A 13,414-nucleotide genomic window follows, 5' to 3' on the forward strand; every position below is an offset into this window, starting at 1 on the left:
ACCATCGCCGACACGGCGGGCGGGGGCGCGACCCTGACGATCCACGTCCCCCTCGGCGGCGCCCACGCCGCGAGCGATCTTCCGACGCCGGTGCGCGCCGGCGACGTCGTCCTGCAAAGAGAGGCCACCGGATGACCCGCATCCTCATCGCCGAAGACGAGGAGCGCATCTCGGCGTTCGTTGCGAAGGGACTGGAGTCCGCCGGCTACCAGACCCTCGTCGTCGACGACGGCGCCACCGCGCTGGACACCGCGCTCGGCGGCGACGTCGATCTCGTCCTCCTGGACGTCGGCCTGCCGACGATGGACGGGTTCGAGGTGCTGCGATGCCTCCGCGGACAGGGATCGACCATCCCCGTGATCATGCTCACCGCGCGCACCAGCACACGTGACACGGTCGACGGCCTGGACGCCGGCGCGAACGACTACGTCGCCAAGCCCTTCAAGTTCGACGAGCTGCTTGCACGGGTGCGCTCGCGACTGCGCGAGCCCGTGCCTATCGGATCGGTCACCATCGCACACGGCGACGTGTCGCTCGATGTTCTGACTCGCCGCGCGTCGATCGGAACGCGCGAGATCGATCTGAGCGCACGCGAGTTCGCCCTCACCGAGGAGTTCCTTCGGCACGCGGGACAGGTGCTGAGCCGCGAGCAGCTGCTGAGCCGCGTCTGGGGACTCGACTTCGATCCGGGCTCCAACGTCGTCGATGTCTACGTCCGGTATCTGCGCGCGAAGTTCGGGGCGGGCCGCATCGCGACCGTCCGCGGGGCCGGCTACCGCTGGCAGTGACGACGCCCAGAACCCAAGAACCCCCGGTGGGGGAAGCCGGGGGTATTGGGGAGGCGGTCCGCGGCGGTCTTCCGACGTACCCGAAACGTCGGTGACCTGCGCGGCGGACCGGTCTCTCTTCATTTATCGGGGGGAACCGCCGAGGCGGCGGCGGGGTCTCCCTCGCCGTTGCCTCAACTCTGACGGCTCCCCGTGAGAAACGCAGGAGGTGCAGATGAGAACCCTCTCATCTGCACCTCCGTGATGAGTGCGCCGGATCAGGACAGCTCGCCGGCCTCCAGCAGCTCGGTGACGAGCGCCGCGATCGCCGAACGCTCGGACCGCGTCAGCGTGACGTGGCCGAAGAGAGCGTGCCCCTTGAGGGTTTCGATCACCGAGGCGACACCGTCGTGACGACCGACCCGCAGGTTGTCGCGCTGGCCGACATCGTGGGTGAGCACCACCCGGGAGTTCTGACCGATGCGGCTCAGCACCGTCAGCAGGACGTTGCGCTCGAGCGACTGCGCCTCGTCGACGATCACGAACGCGTCGTGCAGCGAGCGACCGCGGATGTGGGTGAGCGGCAGTACCTCGAGGAGTCCGCGTGCGAGCACCTCTTCGAGGACGTTGCTCGACACCACCGAACCGAGCGTGTCGAACACGGCCTGGCCCCACGGGTTCATCTTCTCGGCCTGATCGCCGGGGAGGTAGCCGAGCTCCTGCCCGCCGACGGCGAACAGCGGGCGGAAGACGATGATCTTCTTCTGCTGCTGACGCTCCAGCACCGCCTCGAGCGCCGCGCACAGCGCGAGCGCCGACTTGCCCGTTCCGGCGCGCCCGCCGAGCGACACGATCCCCACCTCGGGGTCGAGGAGCAGGTCGATCGCGATGCGCTGCTCGGCGGAACGGCCGTGCAGACCGAAGGCGTCGCGATCGCCGCGGACCAGACGGAACTCGCCGTCGCCGGTGACCCGGCCCAGCGCCGACCCGCGCTCGGAGTGGATGATCAGGCCGGTGTTGACGGGGAGCCCGCGCACATCGTCGCTGGAGGCCACCTCCGCCTCGTAGAGGTCGCTGAGATCGTCGCCGGAGACGTCGATCGAGGCGATCCCCGTCCAGCCCGAGTCCATGGCCTGCTCCGCCAGGTACTCTTCGGCCGAGAGGCCCAGCGACGACGCCTTGACGCGCATGGGGAGGTCCTTCGACACCACCGTGACTTCCGCGCCGTCGCGGGCGATGTTCATCGCGACGGCGAGGATGCGGCTGTCGTTGTCGCCCAGACGCATTCCCGAGGGGAGCACGGAGGGGTCGGTGTTGTTCAGTTCGACGCGCAGCGTGCCGTCGGTGCCCACCGGCACCGGGAAGTCGAGGCGACCGTGTTCGATGCGCAGCTCGTCGAGGTGTCGCAGCGCCTGTCGGGCGAAGTAGCCGATCTCGGGATCGTGTCGTTTGCCCTCGAGTTCGGTGATCACCACGACCGGGATCACCACCGAGTGCTCGGCGAAGCGGAAGAACGCCCGCGGGTCGCTCAACAGGACGGAGGTGTCCAGAACGTAGGTGCGCAGAGCCTGATCGGCTGAGGCATCCGATTCTGAAACACTGCTGTCAGCGACGTAAGTGTCGATGTTTCGCTGGCCGTACGGTGCTCGTGCAGTCACAACCCACTCCCGACCCGGGTGTCTCACCCGGCTATCACGAGTCGACCTGTGGGTCACGAGTCGCGATCCGAAGGCCGACTCGACCGGGCTCCGTGCCCGATGACCTCACCGTAGAGCCTGCCGCGCCCGCGGAGGGTCGCGAACACGCCCGGAAAAATGACGAGTGCGTTAACGCTGGTGCCGGCGGCTATTGCCCGAAGCGTCGGTCCCGCGCGGCGAAGTCCCGGATGGCGCGCAGGAAGTCGACCTCGCGAAGATCCGGGCCGAGGGCTTCGACGAAGTAGAACTCCGAGTGCGCCGACTGCCACAGCAGGAAGTCACTGAGTCGCTGCTCCCCCGATGTGCGGATCACGAGGTCGGGATCCGCCTGGCCGCCCGTGTACAGGTGTTCACCGATCTGCTCGGGGGTGAGGCTCGCCGCGAGCTCCTCGAGCGAGCCGCCCTGCTCGTCGTGCTTCGCGATGATGCTGCGAACGGCATCCACGATCTCACTGCGACCGCCGTAGCCCACCGCCAGGTTGACGTGCAGGCCCGTGTGCAGACGCGTGCGATCCGTGACCTCGCCCAGGACCTCCGCCAGCGCGGGAGGCAGGTCGTCGGAGCGGCCGACGTGCTGCACCCGCCAGTCGGGCTCGTGCGACAGTTCGCGCGCCAGCTCCGCGATGATGTCGATCAAGTCCTCGAGCTCGCGCGAGTCGCGCTTGCGGAGATTGTCGTTCGACAGCAGGTACAGGGAGACGACCCGGATGCCGAGATCGTCGCACCAGCGCAAGAACTCGTGCATCTTCGCCGCGCCGGCGCGGTGCCCGTGGGCGGCGCTGTCGAAACCGAGCTGACGAGCCCACCGTCGATTGCCGTCGATCATCATCGCGACGTGATGCGGCACGGTTGCGGGCATCTGCCGTCGCAGGCGCTGGATGTACAGCCGGTAGAGAGGACCCCGCCCCTCGTTCCTCCACACGCGCGCCACCCGCCTACGCTACCGCGTCGCTCCGTCGGCAGCACGGTCCCGCGCGGGCCCCGCCCGCCCGGGGCGGCGGTGGCGGGCATGTACACGACGAGGTATGCGGCGCGACGTAGGGTCGAAGGGTGACATCCTCCTCTACCGGCGACGGCCCCGAGATGCCTCAGCTCCCCCTGCTGGAGGCTGGCGCGGTCGGCGCGCAGGCCGACCTGAAGCCGACGTGGCGAGGGTGGATCCACGCGGGCACCTTCCCCGTCGCGATCGCCGCGGGCATCGTGCTCATCAGCCTCGCGCAGGGCGCCCCCGCGAAGTGGGCGTCCGCCGTCTTCATGGCGACTTCGATGCTGCTGTTCGGCAACTCGGCCCTGTACCACCGGTTCGACTGGAAGCCGAAGACCCGGGCGGTGCTGAAGCGCATCGACCACGCGAACATCCTGCTGCTGATCGCCGGCACGTACACCCCGCTCGCCGTGCTCGCGCTCGACACCCCTCAGACGGTTCTGCTGCTGTCGATCGTGTGGGGCGGAGCGATTCTGGGAATCATCTTCCGCGTGTTCTGGATCAACGCGCCGCGCTGGCTCTACGTGGCGCTGTACTTGGCGCTCGGGTGGGCCGCGGTCATGTACATCGGCGATCTCCTCGAGGCCAACGTCGCGATGATGGTGCTCGTCGTCATCGGAGGGCTGCTCTACACCGCCGGCGCCGTCGTGTACGCGCTCAAGCGACCCAACCCGTGGCCGGGACACTTCGGCTTCCACGAGATCTTCCACGTGTGCACAGTGCTGGCGTTCCTGTGCCACTGGACGGCCTGCCTGCTCATCGCCCTCGCGCCCGCGTACCACGCGGGCTGACGACGGTCAGCTCCGGCGGGCGTCGGGGTCGATGTCCTCGTCGTCGGTCTCGCTGGCAGCCTGTGCCGCACGCGCCTGCTCCTCGGCATCCAGCTCGGCGTTGATCTCTTCGCGGTAGCGGCCACGACGGATCCGCCGCAGCATGTCCCACACGAGCAGGAACACGGCGACGCCGATGAAGGCGATCGCCGCGAAGCCGAGCGGACCGGGCGTCACGATCGAGTCGTCGGGCGTGACGGCGGGCGTGGGCGTGGCCGCGAGGGCCGCGAGGGCGGTGAGCATGGAGTCCTTCGGTCCGGGCGGAAGCGCGTAGCCTGGAAGTCCAGCCTAAAGCCCGAGGAGACCATGACCACGCAGACGATGCTCGATGACCGCTACGGCCGCACCCGGTCGCCGCGTCGTCGCATCCTCCTGTGGAGCATCGTCGGGGTCGTGGCTGTCGGTCTCACGGGCATGCTCGGCTGGACGACCGTCGCCAACAGCCTCGGGTCGGTCACGGCCATCGACACCGGCTACACCGTGGTGGATGCCGAGACCGTGACGGTCTCCTTTCAGATCACCGCCCCCGTCGGCGAGCCGGTCGCGTGCGCGATCGAGGCGCAGGACGAGGAGCACGGAACCGTCGGTTGGCGGGTCGTGGAGTACGCGGCATCCGCCGATCACACCCGCGCATTCACGGAGGAGATCCCGACGCTGGCGTTGGCGACCACGGGTTTTGTCAACTCCTGCTGGGTGCCGTAGGCTTTTTTCTCAAGACGCGCCCCGGCTCGATGCCGGGGCGTTCGACATATCCCCCGGCGGGCGCCGTCTTCGCGCCGCAACGCCGGCCCGATCGACGAAGGAGACCACCGTGTCCAGCGACGCTCAGGTGACGTTCCTCACCCAGGATGCCTACGACCGTCTCGCCCACGAGCTCGAGCACCTCTCGACCACGGGCCGCGAAGAGATCGCCAAGCGCATCGAGATCGCTCGCGAGGAGGGCGATCTGAAGGAGAACGGCGGCTATCACGCCGCGAAGGACGAACAGGGCAAGCAGGAGGCGCGCATCCGCACCCTCCAGGCGCTGCTGAAGAACGCGAAGGTCGGCGAGGCGCCCGAGAGCACCGGCGTCGTCGAATCGGGCACCGTCGTGACCGCGATCATCGCCGGGGGCGAGGAGACCTTCCTCCTCGGCAACCGCGAGATCGCCGCCGACTCCGAGCTCGATGTCTATAGCGAGGCGTCGCCGCTCGGGGAAGCCATCCTCGGCCTGAAGGAGGGCGACAGCGGTTCGTACACCACGCCCAACGGCAAGCAGATCTCCGTCGAGATCGTGAAGGTGGAGACGTACTCGGGTCAGTGACCCGCACGCGCGTCGAGCCGCTCCCCCGATCCGGGGTGGGCGGCTCGCGGCGTTCCGGGGTCCGTGTCGCCGGCCTGACCTGGTTCGGGGCGCGATGCGTGCACCGGGGCGGCCGTGGAACGCCCCATTGCTCGATCTGAGCTCCGGTGGGCGGTCGCTCAGTCGGGAACGACGGTGGCGACGAAGCCCGCGTCCTCGAGCGTCTGGATGACGAGGGCGCGATGTTCCGCGCCCCGCGTCTCGACGCTCAGCTGCAGGATCACCTCGCTGATCTGCAGACCCTGGCCGTGCCGCGTGTGCAGCACCTCGATGACGTTCGCGCCAACCTGAGCGAGCAGTTCCGACACGCGGGCGAGCTGTCCCGGGCGGTCGGGCAGCGGGATACGCAGAGACATGTAGCGACCGGATGCCGACAGCCCGTGCGCCACGACCCGCTGGAGCAGCAGCGGGTCGATGTTCCCACCGGAGAGGATCGTCACGGTCGTTCCCGTGCCCTGGATCTTGCCGGCGAGGATCGCCGCCACCCCGACGGCACCGGCCGGTTCCACGACCTGCTTCGCCCGCTCCAGCAGCACCAGCAGGGCGCGTGCGATGTCGTCCTCCGTCACGGTGACGACCTCGTCGACGTACTGCCGGATCAAGTCGAACGGCAGGTCACCGGGGCGCGCGACCGCGATGCCGTCAGCGATCGTGGGCGTCGTCGGCACCTGGATCGGGTGGCCGGCGGCGAGGGAGGTCGGGTAGGCGGCCGAGTTCTCGGCCTGCACACCGATGATGCGCACCTCGCGGCCCTCGGCGGCCGCGCGTGCCTTCACCGCGGCGGCGACGCCCGCGGCGAGGCCCCCGCCGCCGATTCCGACGATCACGGTGTCGAGGTCGGGAAGGTCTTCGACGAGCTCGAGCCCCAGCGTGCCCTGGCCGACGACGATGTCACGGTGGTCGAAGGGGTGGATGAGCACCGCTCCCGTGCGCTCGGCGAACTCGGCCGCGAGCCGCAGCGGCGTCTCGACCGTCGCGCCCTCGAGGACGACCTCGGCGCCGTACCCGCGCGTGGCGAGGAGCTTGGGCACCGGGACGCCGAGAGGCATGAAAATCGTGGCCGAGATCCCCAGCTGCTGCGCGGCGAGGGCGACCCCCTGCGCGTGGTTGCCGGCCGAGGCGGCCACCACGCCGCGCGCCCGCTCGTCGGCCGTGAGCCGCGACAGACGGTACGTCGCCCCGCGGATCTTGAACGAACCGGTGCGCTGCAGGTTCTCGAGCTTGAGGTGCACGGGGACGCCGAGCAGCTCGGTGAGGTGGAGCGACTGGTCGAGCGGGGTCCGCGCGATGATGCCGCGCAGGGTCTGCGCGGCATCCTCGAACTCGGCCAGGGTGGGCGTGTCGTTCATGATCTCCTTCCGCGGTCGCGGGGCACGGTCTGCCAGATGAGGTCGGCGGAGTCGACGGCGCCATCGCCGTTGCGCCACGCGTGACTGCTCAGGTAGACGGCGACGACGTTGACGAAGGCGGCGAGCGGAACCGCGAACAGGGCACCGGGGATGCCGCCGATCATGGCGCCGCCGGCGACGACGAGCACCACCGCGAGGGGATGCACCTTCACGGCGGAACCCATGAGGATCGGCTGGAGCACGTGGCTCTCGATCTGCTGTACACCGAGGACGACGATCAGCATGAACAGGGCGATGAGAGGCCCGTTGTAGACGAGCGCGATGAACACCGCGAGAGCACCCGTCACGACGGCGCCGACGAACGGGACGAAGGCGCCCAGGAAGACCAGCACGCCGATCGGGATGGCCAGGGGCACACCGAGCAGGAAGGCGCCCAGACCGATGCCGACCGCGTCGATGGTGGCCACGAGCAGCTGGGTGCGGGCGTACGTGATGACGGTGCGCCAGCCCGCACGACCGGCGCCGTCGACGGCGGGGCGTGCCACCCGCGGGAACAGGCGCGTCGTCCAGCGCCAGATGCCCGCGCCGTCGGCCAGGAGGCACAGGAGGATGAACAGTGTCAGGAGCAGCCCCGTGGCGACGTGTCCGAGAGTCGTGCCGATGGCCAGCGCTCCGGTCCACAGCACCTCGGCCTGCTGTTGCAGGAACGTGCCGGCCTGACGGAGACCGTCGTCGATCTGCTGTGCGCTCAAGTGGAGCGGACCGTCGATGAGGTACTGCCGGAACTGGCCCACCGCCTCGACCGTGCGCTCGCGCACCGAGGCGAACTCGCGCGTGATCTGCCAGACCGCGAGCCACAGCAATCCCGAGATGACGGCGATCGTGACGAGCACCGTGACGACGATCGCGAGCCAGCGCGGCCACCGGTGCCGCAGGAGGAAGGAGAACGCGGGCCACACCAGCGCCGTGACGAGGATGGCGACGAGCAGCGGGATGACGAGGAGCTTGAGCTGGATGACGAGCCAGACGATCACACCGATCGCGGCCGCGACGATCAGGAGCCGCCAGGCGTACGCCGTGACCTGGCGCAGCGCCGGCGGCACCGCCGGCGACAGGTCGCTCAACACCGTGCGGCGTCGGAGGGCGTCGAAGAACGATCCGCGGTCCTCGGGATCGGTTCCGGTCATCCCGCCAGCCTACCGCCGCGCCCGATGCAGGATCGCCGGGAATGTCGGGGGCGCCGTCTACGCTGGCGCGCATGACGACGTCCCTCCGCCGCGCCGACGCGCGTCGCATCGCCCTCGCCGCCCAGGGAATCGGTCGCCCCCGTCCCGCGACGGTCGGAACGCGGCAGATCACCGCGACGCTGCAGCGCATGCGGATCCTGCAGATCGACTCCGTCAACGTGTTCTCGCGCAGCCACTACATGCCGTTGTTCGCCCGCCTCGGCGCCTATGACACCGCCCTGCTCGATCGCCTGGCGTTCTCCCGCCGCCCGCGGTGGGTGGAGTCCTGGGCGCACGTGGCATCCCTCGTCGACGTCGCCGACTGGCCGCTGCTGCAGTTCCGACGCGACGCCGCGCGAGAGAAGTACGGCGACGACGACTGGGCCCGCGCCAACGCCGGCCTGCTGCGCTGGTTGCGCGACGAGCTCGCCGACCGCGGGCCGCTGCGTCCCGCCGACATCGAGCATGATGCGCGCGAAGGATCGCGCGGATCGTGGTGGGGCTGGGACGACGTGAAGAACGGCCTCGAACGCCTGTGGTTGATCGGCGACGTCGCGATCGCCGGCCGCCGCGGATTCGAACGCCGCTACGCTCTGGCGGCCGACGTGCTGCCGCCCGCGGCGCTCGCCTCCCCCGTGCCGCGTGCCGAGGCGATCCTCGAGCTCGTGCGGCGGGCCGCCCTGGCCTACGGCGTCGCGACGGCCGCCGACCTCGCGGACTACTGGCGCATTCGCGACCGGCCCGCCGTGCTCGCCGCGGTACGCGACCTCGTCGACGCGGGCGAGATCGAGCCCGTCACCGTCGAGGGCTGGGAGGTCGGCGGACGGCCCGCGAAGGCCTGGCTCCACCGGGATGCCGCCCGCCCCCGTCGCATCGACGCGACCGCGATCCTCACGCCCTTCGACCCGGTCGTCTGGTTCCGCGACCGGGCGGAGCGGCTGTTCGATTTCGACTACCGCATCGAGATCTACACGCCGGCCGAGAAGAGGCGCTTCGGGTACTACTCGCTGCCCGTGGTGGTCGGTGACGACGTCGTCGGCCGCGTCGACCTCAAGGCTGATCGCGCCGCGTCCGCGCTGCGGGTGCAGTCGGCGTGGTGGGAACACGGTGCCCCCGCCGATGCGGCCGAGCGCATCGCCGCGGAGCTGCGCACCGCCGCTACCTGGCAGGGCTTGGAGCGCGTCACGGTGTCGCGCTGGGGCGACGCCGCGGATGCGGTCGCCGGAGCCCTGGCCGCGGAGCGCCACGACCACCCGAACGCGCCCGTCGACGACGACGCCCCCTCGGCCCTGGCGGGCTGAGGGGGCGTGACGGCGAAGAGTCAGAACTGGACGCGCGGAGGCTCCGAGATGGCGGCGCCGTCGACGACCTCGAAGAACTCCCGCGCCTGGAATCCGAGCTGACGGGCGAAGAGGTTGTTCGGGAACACCTTGATCTTGGTGTTCAGTTCGCGGACGCCTCCGTTGTAGAAGCGGCGCGACGCCTGGATCTTGTCCTCGGTGTCGACGATCGACTGCTGCAACTGCAGGAAGTTCTGGCTGGCCTGCAGCTGCGGGTACGCCTCGGCGACCGCGAACAGCGACTTCAGCGCCTGCTGCATGTGGCCCTCGGCGACGCCCGCTTCGGCGGGGCTCTGGGCGGAGATCGTCTCGGCACGCGCCCGCGTGACGTTCTCGAACACCGCCTTCTCGTGCGCCGCGTAGCCCTTCACCGTCTCGATGAGATTGGGGAGCAGATCGGCGCGGCGCTTGAGCTGAACGGTGATGTCGCTCCACGCCTCATCGACCCGGACATTGAGAGAGACGAGGGCGTTGTACGTCGCCCACAGATAGATCCCCGCGATCGCCAGGATGGCGACGATCACGATGACGGGGACAAGCCACTCCCACATATTCGGGTTCTCCGTTCGACGACTGCCGCACAATCCTAACGGCGCGGCCCTCGAGCGAAAGGGGCCTGCGGACGACTCCCAGTCGATACGCACGCACGGCGCTCACCGATGCTCTGTGCACGCCCGCTCAGGTACCCCCGGTGGGACTCGAACCCACACCTGGAGCGATTTTAAGTCGCCTGCCTCTGCCATTGGGCTACGGGGGCGGATGCCACGCTCCACCGTAGCGCGGAGGGTGACGGCATCCGGAAACGACGAGACCCCCGCACGCCACGTGCGGGGGTCTCGGACGCGATCACTTCGCGGCGACGGCCTCGGGCTTCTTGTCGGCGGGAGCCGGCTCGGCCGCAGGCTGCGCGGGGCGCGGACGCGCCGCGAACTCCTCGAACGTCGCGCGCGGGTTCTGCACCGTCTCCAGCGACACCGTTTCGCGGCCGTGCACTATGTTCTGCATCCAGTCGCCGACGACGCGGAACTTGCGCTCCCACGTGGGCATGGCCAGGCCGTGGTACCCGCGGTGGGCGAACCACGCGATGAGACCGGTCAGCGCGATCTTGCCCGACTGGAACGCGCCGTTGTAGAGGCCGAGGCCGGCAACCGCGCCGAGGTTCTTGTGGAAGTACTGCTTGGGCTCCTCGCCCCGGAGCACCGCGACCAGGTTCTTCGCCATGAGCTTGCCCTGGCGCACCGCGTGCTGAGCGTTAGGAACGCAGAAACCGCCCACGCCACCACCGGAAAGGTCCGGAACGGCCGAGACGTCGCCGGCGGCCCAGGCGCCCTCCACGAACTCCTCGTCGGTGCCGACTCGCAGGTCGGGGCGCGTACGGATGCGACCGCGCTCCTCGACGGGCAGGTCGCTGCCGCGCACGACGGTCGGGTTGGCCATGACGCCCGCGGTCCAGATGATGAGGTCGGTGGGGAGCTGCTCACCGGTGGAGAGCTCGACGACGCCGTCCACCGCTCCCTTGACCTGCGTGTCGAGGTGCACGAACGCACCCTTCTTCGCGAGGTCGGCGAGCACCCACTCGCTGGTCTTCTGCGACACCTCGGGCATGATGCGGCCCATCGCCTCGATGAGGTGGAAGTGGGTGTCGTCGAACGTGAGCGTCGGGTACTGCTTCAGCAGCGAGGACGCGTAGGCGCGCAGCTCGGCGAACACCTCGATACCGGCGAAACCACCGCCCACGACGACGACCGTCAGCAGGCGGTCGCGCTCGGGACCTGCCGGCAGCACCGACGCGCGGTCGAAGTTGGACGTCAGACGGTCGCGGATCGCCACGGCCTCCTCGATCGTCTTCAGCCCGATGGCGTTCTCGGCGATGCCGGGGATCGGGAACGTGCGCGAGACGGCACCGGCGGTCACGACGATCTGGTCGTACTCCCGCGTCCACGTCTCGTCGCCGACGATCGGCGTGATGGTGACGGTCTTCTTCGCGTGCTCGATGCCCGTGACCTTGCCGGCGATGACGTTGGTGCGCTTCAGGTGGCGGCGGAGGCCCACCACCACGTGACGCGGCTCGATCTCACCGGCCGCGACCTCGGGGAGGAAGGGCTGGTACGTCATGTACGGCAGCGGGTCGACGAGAGTGACCTCGGCCTCGTTGCGGCCGAGAAGCTTCTCGAGCTTCCACGCAGTGTAGAAACCCGCGTAGCCTCCGCCGACGATGAGAATCTTGGGCACGGTGCTGGTCACGATGGAAGAGACTCCTGGTTTGTGGTGCGGCTCGGCTCGCGAGATGTGCGCGCCTGTCGGATTCGCCGGGCAGCAGCACTGACGCCGAGCGTGATCATTATAGCGGCGAGGGTCGCGCCCGCGAGCGGCACCGTCGCGTACAGCACGGAGTCGCGGGTCGGCAGCAGCGGCGACGACGCGCGCGGCGCGGACTCCACCGGCGGGAGAGGGGGAACCTCGACCGGCGCCGCGGAGGGCTGACCGCTGGGCGCCGGAGCGTCGGCCCGCCGATACAGACGCACCCACTCCGCCAGGTCGCCGAGCGGGTTCGACGACACCGAGGGGACCGAGCTGGATGACACCGCGGCGGCGGCGTCCACGAGCCCGTACCCGTACAGCGGGTCCTGTCCCGCCGCCGCACCGGGAGCCGGCTTCGCGGTGCGGATGAGCCGGTTCAGGATGTTGTCGGCATCCAACTCGGGATGAGCGGCCCGGACGAGAGCGGCAATGCCGGAGACGATCGGCGCAGCCCCGCTCGTGCCGTTCCACTGCACGAGCGTGCCGTCGGCCGAGACGCCGAGGAGTCGTTCGCTCGGGGCCGACAGACCGATCGTGATGCCCTGCGTCGACGCGTCGTTGCTCGCCGCACCGGAGGGATCGACGCCGCCGACGGCCAACACCCCGGGGATCGTGGCCGGGGCGCCGACGCGCGCCGTGCCGCTCCCCCGGTTGCCGGCGGCCACGACCACGACCACGTCGTTGTCGAAGGCGTACTGGAACGCCTCGTCCCAGCTCGGGTCCCAGTCCAGGGTGTTCGTGGTCAACGACATGTTGATGACCGTCGCTCCCTCATCGACCGCCCACCGGATCGCCTCGACGATCTGCTCGGTGAACGGCTTCGAGGTGACGGCACCGAAGCCGACGGAGATCGACAGGAGCTCGGCATCGGGAGCGACGCCGATCATGCCCCGACCGGCACCCGTGCCGCGGGAGGCGGCGAGCGAGGCGACCCAGCTGCCGTGATTGGAGTCGACCGCGCCGACCGGCGTACGCCCGTCGGGTGCCCCGACGCCCGACACGTCGATCCCGTTCGCGACCGCGCCCGAGAACTCGACCGGTCCGCGGGCGATGCCGGTGTCGATGATCGCGATCTTCTGCCCCGCCCCGCGGGTCGTCTTCCACGCGTCGCGGATGCCGTACTGATCGAGCCAGTACTCGGCCGCTCGCACCGGGTCGGTGGGATCCTGCGGGACCGGGGTCGTCGCCGCGCCGGTCAGCACCACGCCGAGGACGACGGATGCCAGTGCGGCGAGCGCGCGTCTCATCATCCGCCCGCTCCCGGAACCTCGCACTCGCACCGCTCGGGCGACCACGTGCCGCGCTGGAGAGCTCGATCTCCGATGGGGTTCACACCCGGACCGGCTGCCAGAGCGTGCCCGGCGAGGGCGTGGAGGCATTTGACCCGGGTCGGCATCCCGCCGGCCGAGATGCCCGCGATCTCCTCGGGCTCGCCGTAGACCGAGCGGTCACGAAGATAGGCCTCGTGTGCCGCGGTGTAGGCGGCGCGAAGGTCGTCGTCGGTCGCGAGTTCGTCGGAGAACTCCCGCATGACGTGTCCGGCCTCGAGCACCGACATAGCCGCCGTGGCGGCGGGG

Annotated in this window: 14 protein-coding genes and 1 tRNA gene; 5 read left to right on the forward strand and 10 right to left on the reverse strand. The window is 69.8% G+C overall.

Annotated features, from left to right (window positions below; all coding sequences use genetic code 11):
• Positions 1–131: 131 nt before the first annotated feature.
• The gene (locus tag D8Y23_RS14530; RefSeq protein ID WP_128218807.1) at positions 132–788 is read left to right on the forward strand and encodes a response regulator transcription factor; all 657 of its coding nucleotides are present in this window, start codon (positions 132–134) and stop codon (positions 786–788) included.
• Positions 789–1,045: 257 nt separating this feature from the next.
• Here the strand turns inward: D8Y23_RS14530 and D8Y23_RS14535 are convergent, their stop codons facing one another.
• On the reverse strand, positions 1,046–2,425 hold the full coding sequence (locus D8Y23_RS14535) for a PhoH family protein (RefSeq protein WP_428844484.1): 1,380 nt from the start codon (positions 2,423–2,425) through the stop codon (positions 1,046–1,048).
• Between the two features lie 187 nt (positions 2,426–2,612).
• The gene (locus D8Y23_RS14540) at positions 2,613–3,386 is read right to left on the reverse strand and encodes an isoprenyl transferase (protein WP_128218816.1); all 774 of its coding nucleotides are present in this window, start codon (positions 3,384–3,386) and stop codon (positions 2,613–2,615) included.
• A 161-nt stretch (positions 3,387–3,547) separates the two neighbouring features.
• Between D8Y23_RS14540 and trhA the strand changes: the two genes are divergently transcribed.
• A complete protein-coding gene (trhA, locus tag D8Y23_RS14545) occupies positions 3,548–4,240 on the forward strand; it encodes a PAQR family membrane homeostasis protein TrhA (protein WP_128218817.1) in 693 nt (230 codons plus the stop codon).
• Positions 4,241–4,246: 6 nt separating this feature from the next.
• On the opposite strand, the gene D8Y23_RS14550 is transcribed toward trhA, so the two are convergent.
• The gene (locus tag D8Y23_RS14550) at positions 4,247–4,522 is read right to left on the reverse strand and encodes a hypothetical protein (RefSeq protein ID WP_128218808.1); all 276 of its coding nucleotides are present in this window, start codon (positions 4,520–4,522) and stop codon (positions 4,247–4,249) included.
• 63 nt (positions 4,523–4,585) lie between these two features.
• On the opposite strand from D8Y23_RS14550, the gene D8Y23_RS14555 reads away from it, so the two are divergent.
• Complete coding sequence (locus D8Y23_RS14555) at positions 4,586–4,981, forward strand: DUF4307 domain-containing protein (protein WP_128218809.1); 396 nt, start codon at positions 4,586–4,588, stop codon at positions 4,979–4,981.
• A 109-nt stretch (positions 4,982–5,090) separates the two neighbouring features.
• Entirely contained in the window at positions 5,091–5,582 is a 492-nt protein-coding gene (gene greA / locus D8Y23_RS14560; protein ID WP_128218810.1) for a transcription elongation factor GreA, read from the forward strand.
• Positions 5,583–5,740: 158 nt separating this feature from the next.
• Here greA and ilvA read toward each other — a convergent pair whose 3' ends face one another.
• Together ilvA and D8Y23_RS14570 are read right to left on the reverse strand one after the other, a co-directional pair.
• Positions 5,741–6,970 (reverse strand): threonine ammonia-lyase, encoded by a 1,230-nt coding sequence (gene ilvA, locus D8Y23_RS14565; RefSeq protein WP_128218811.1) that lies wholly within the window; start codon positions 6,968–6,970, stop codon positions 5,741–5,743.
• Positions 6,967–8,157 carry an AI-2E family transporter gene (locus tag D8Y23_RS14570; RefSeq protein ID WP_128218812.1) on the reverse strand — a complete coding sequence of 397 codons (1,191 nt, stop codon included), beginning with the start codon at positions 8,155–8,157 and terminating at the stop codon, positions 6,967–6,969. The genes ilvA and D8Y23_RS14570 overlap by 4 nt, the downstream gene beginning before the upstream one ends.
• A 71-nt stretch (positions 8,158–8,228) precedes the next feature.
• On the opposite strand from D8Y23_RS14570, the gene D8Y23_RS14575 reads away from it, so the two are divergent.
• Complete coding sequence (locus D8Y23_RS14575) at positions 8,229–9,497, forward strand: winged helix-turn-helix domain-containing protein (protein WP_128218813.1); 1,269 nt, start codon at positions 8,229–8,231, stop codon at positions 9,495–9,497.
• A gap of 20 nt (positions 9,498–9,517) precedes the next feature.
• Here the strand turns inward: D8Y23_RS14575 and D8Y23_RS14580 are convergent, their stop codons facing one another.
• From D8Y23_RS14580 to D8Y23_RS14600, 5 genes are all read right to left on the reverse strand, one after another.
• Complete coding sequence (locus tag D8Y23_RS14580) at positions 9,518–10,087, reverse strand: LemA family protein (RefSeq protein ID WP_076493821.1); 570 nt, start codon at positions 10,085–10,087, stop codon at positions 9,518–9,520.
• 132 nt (positions 10,088–10,219) lie between these two features.
• Positions 10,220–10,293, reverse strand: a tRNA-Leu gene (locus D8Y23_RS14585).
• An 89-nt stretch (positions 10,294–10,382) separates the two neighbouring features.
• On the reverse strand, positions 10,383–11,768 hold the full coding sequence (locus D8Y23_RS14590) for an NAD(P)/FAD-dependent oxidoreductase (RefSeq protein WP_128218818.1): 1,386 nt from the start codon (positions 11,766–11,768) through the stop codon (positions 10,383–10,385).
• A gap of 8 nt (positions 11,769–11,776) precedes the next feature.
• Positions 11,777–13,084, reverse strand: coding sequence for a S8 family peptidase (locus tag D8Y23_RS14595; RefSeq protein ID WP_128218819.1), 1,308 nt, complete (start codon positions 13,082–13,084; stop codon positions 11,777–11,779).
• On the reverse strand, positions 13,084–13,414 hold a 331-nt coding region (locus D8Y23_RS14600), incomplete at its 5' end, for a DUF501 domain-containing protein (protein ID WP_128218814.1). The genes D8Y23_RS14595 and D8Y23_RS14600, both read right to left, overlap by 1 nt.

Source organism: Microbacterium enclense (genome assembly GCF_004022425.1).
Taxonomy (GTDB): Bacteria; Actinomycetota; Actinomycetes; order Actinomycetales; family Microbacteriaceae; genus Microbacterium; species Microbacterium enclense_A.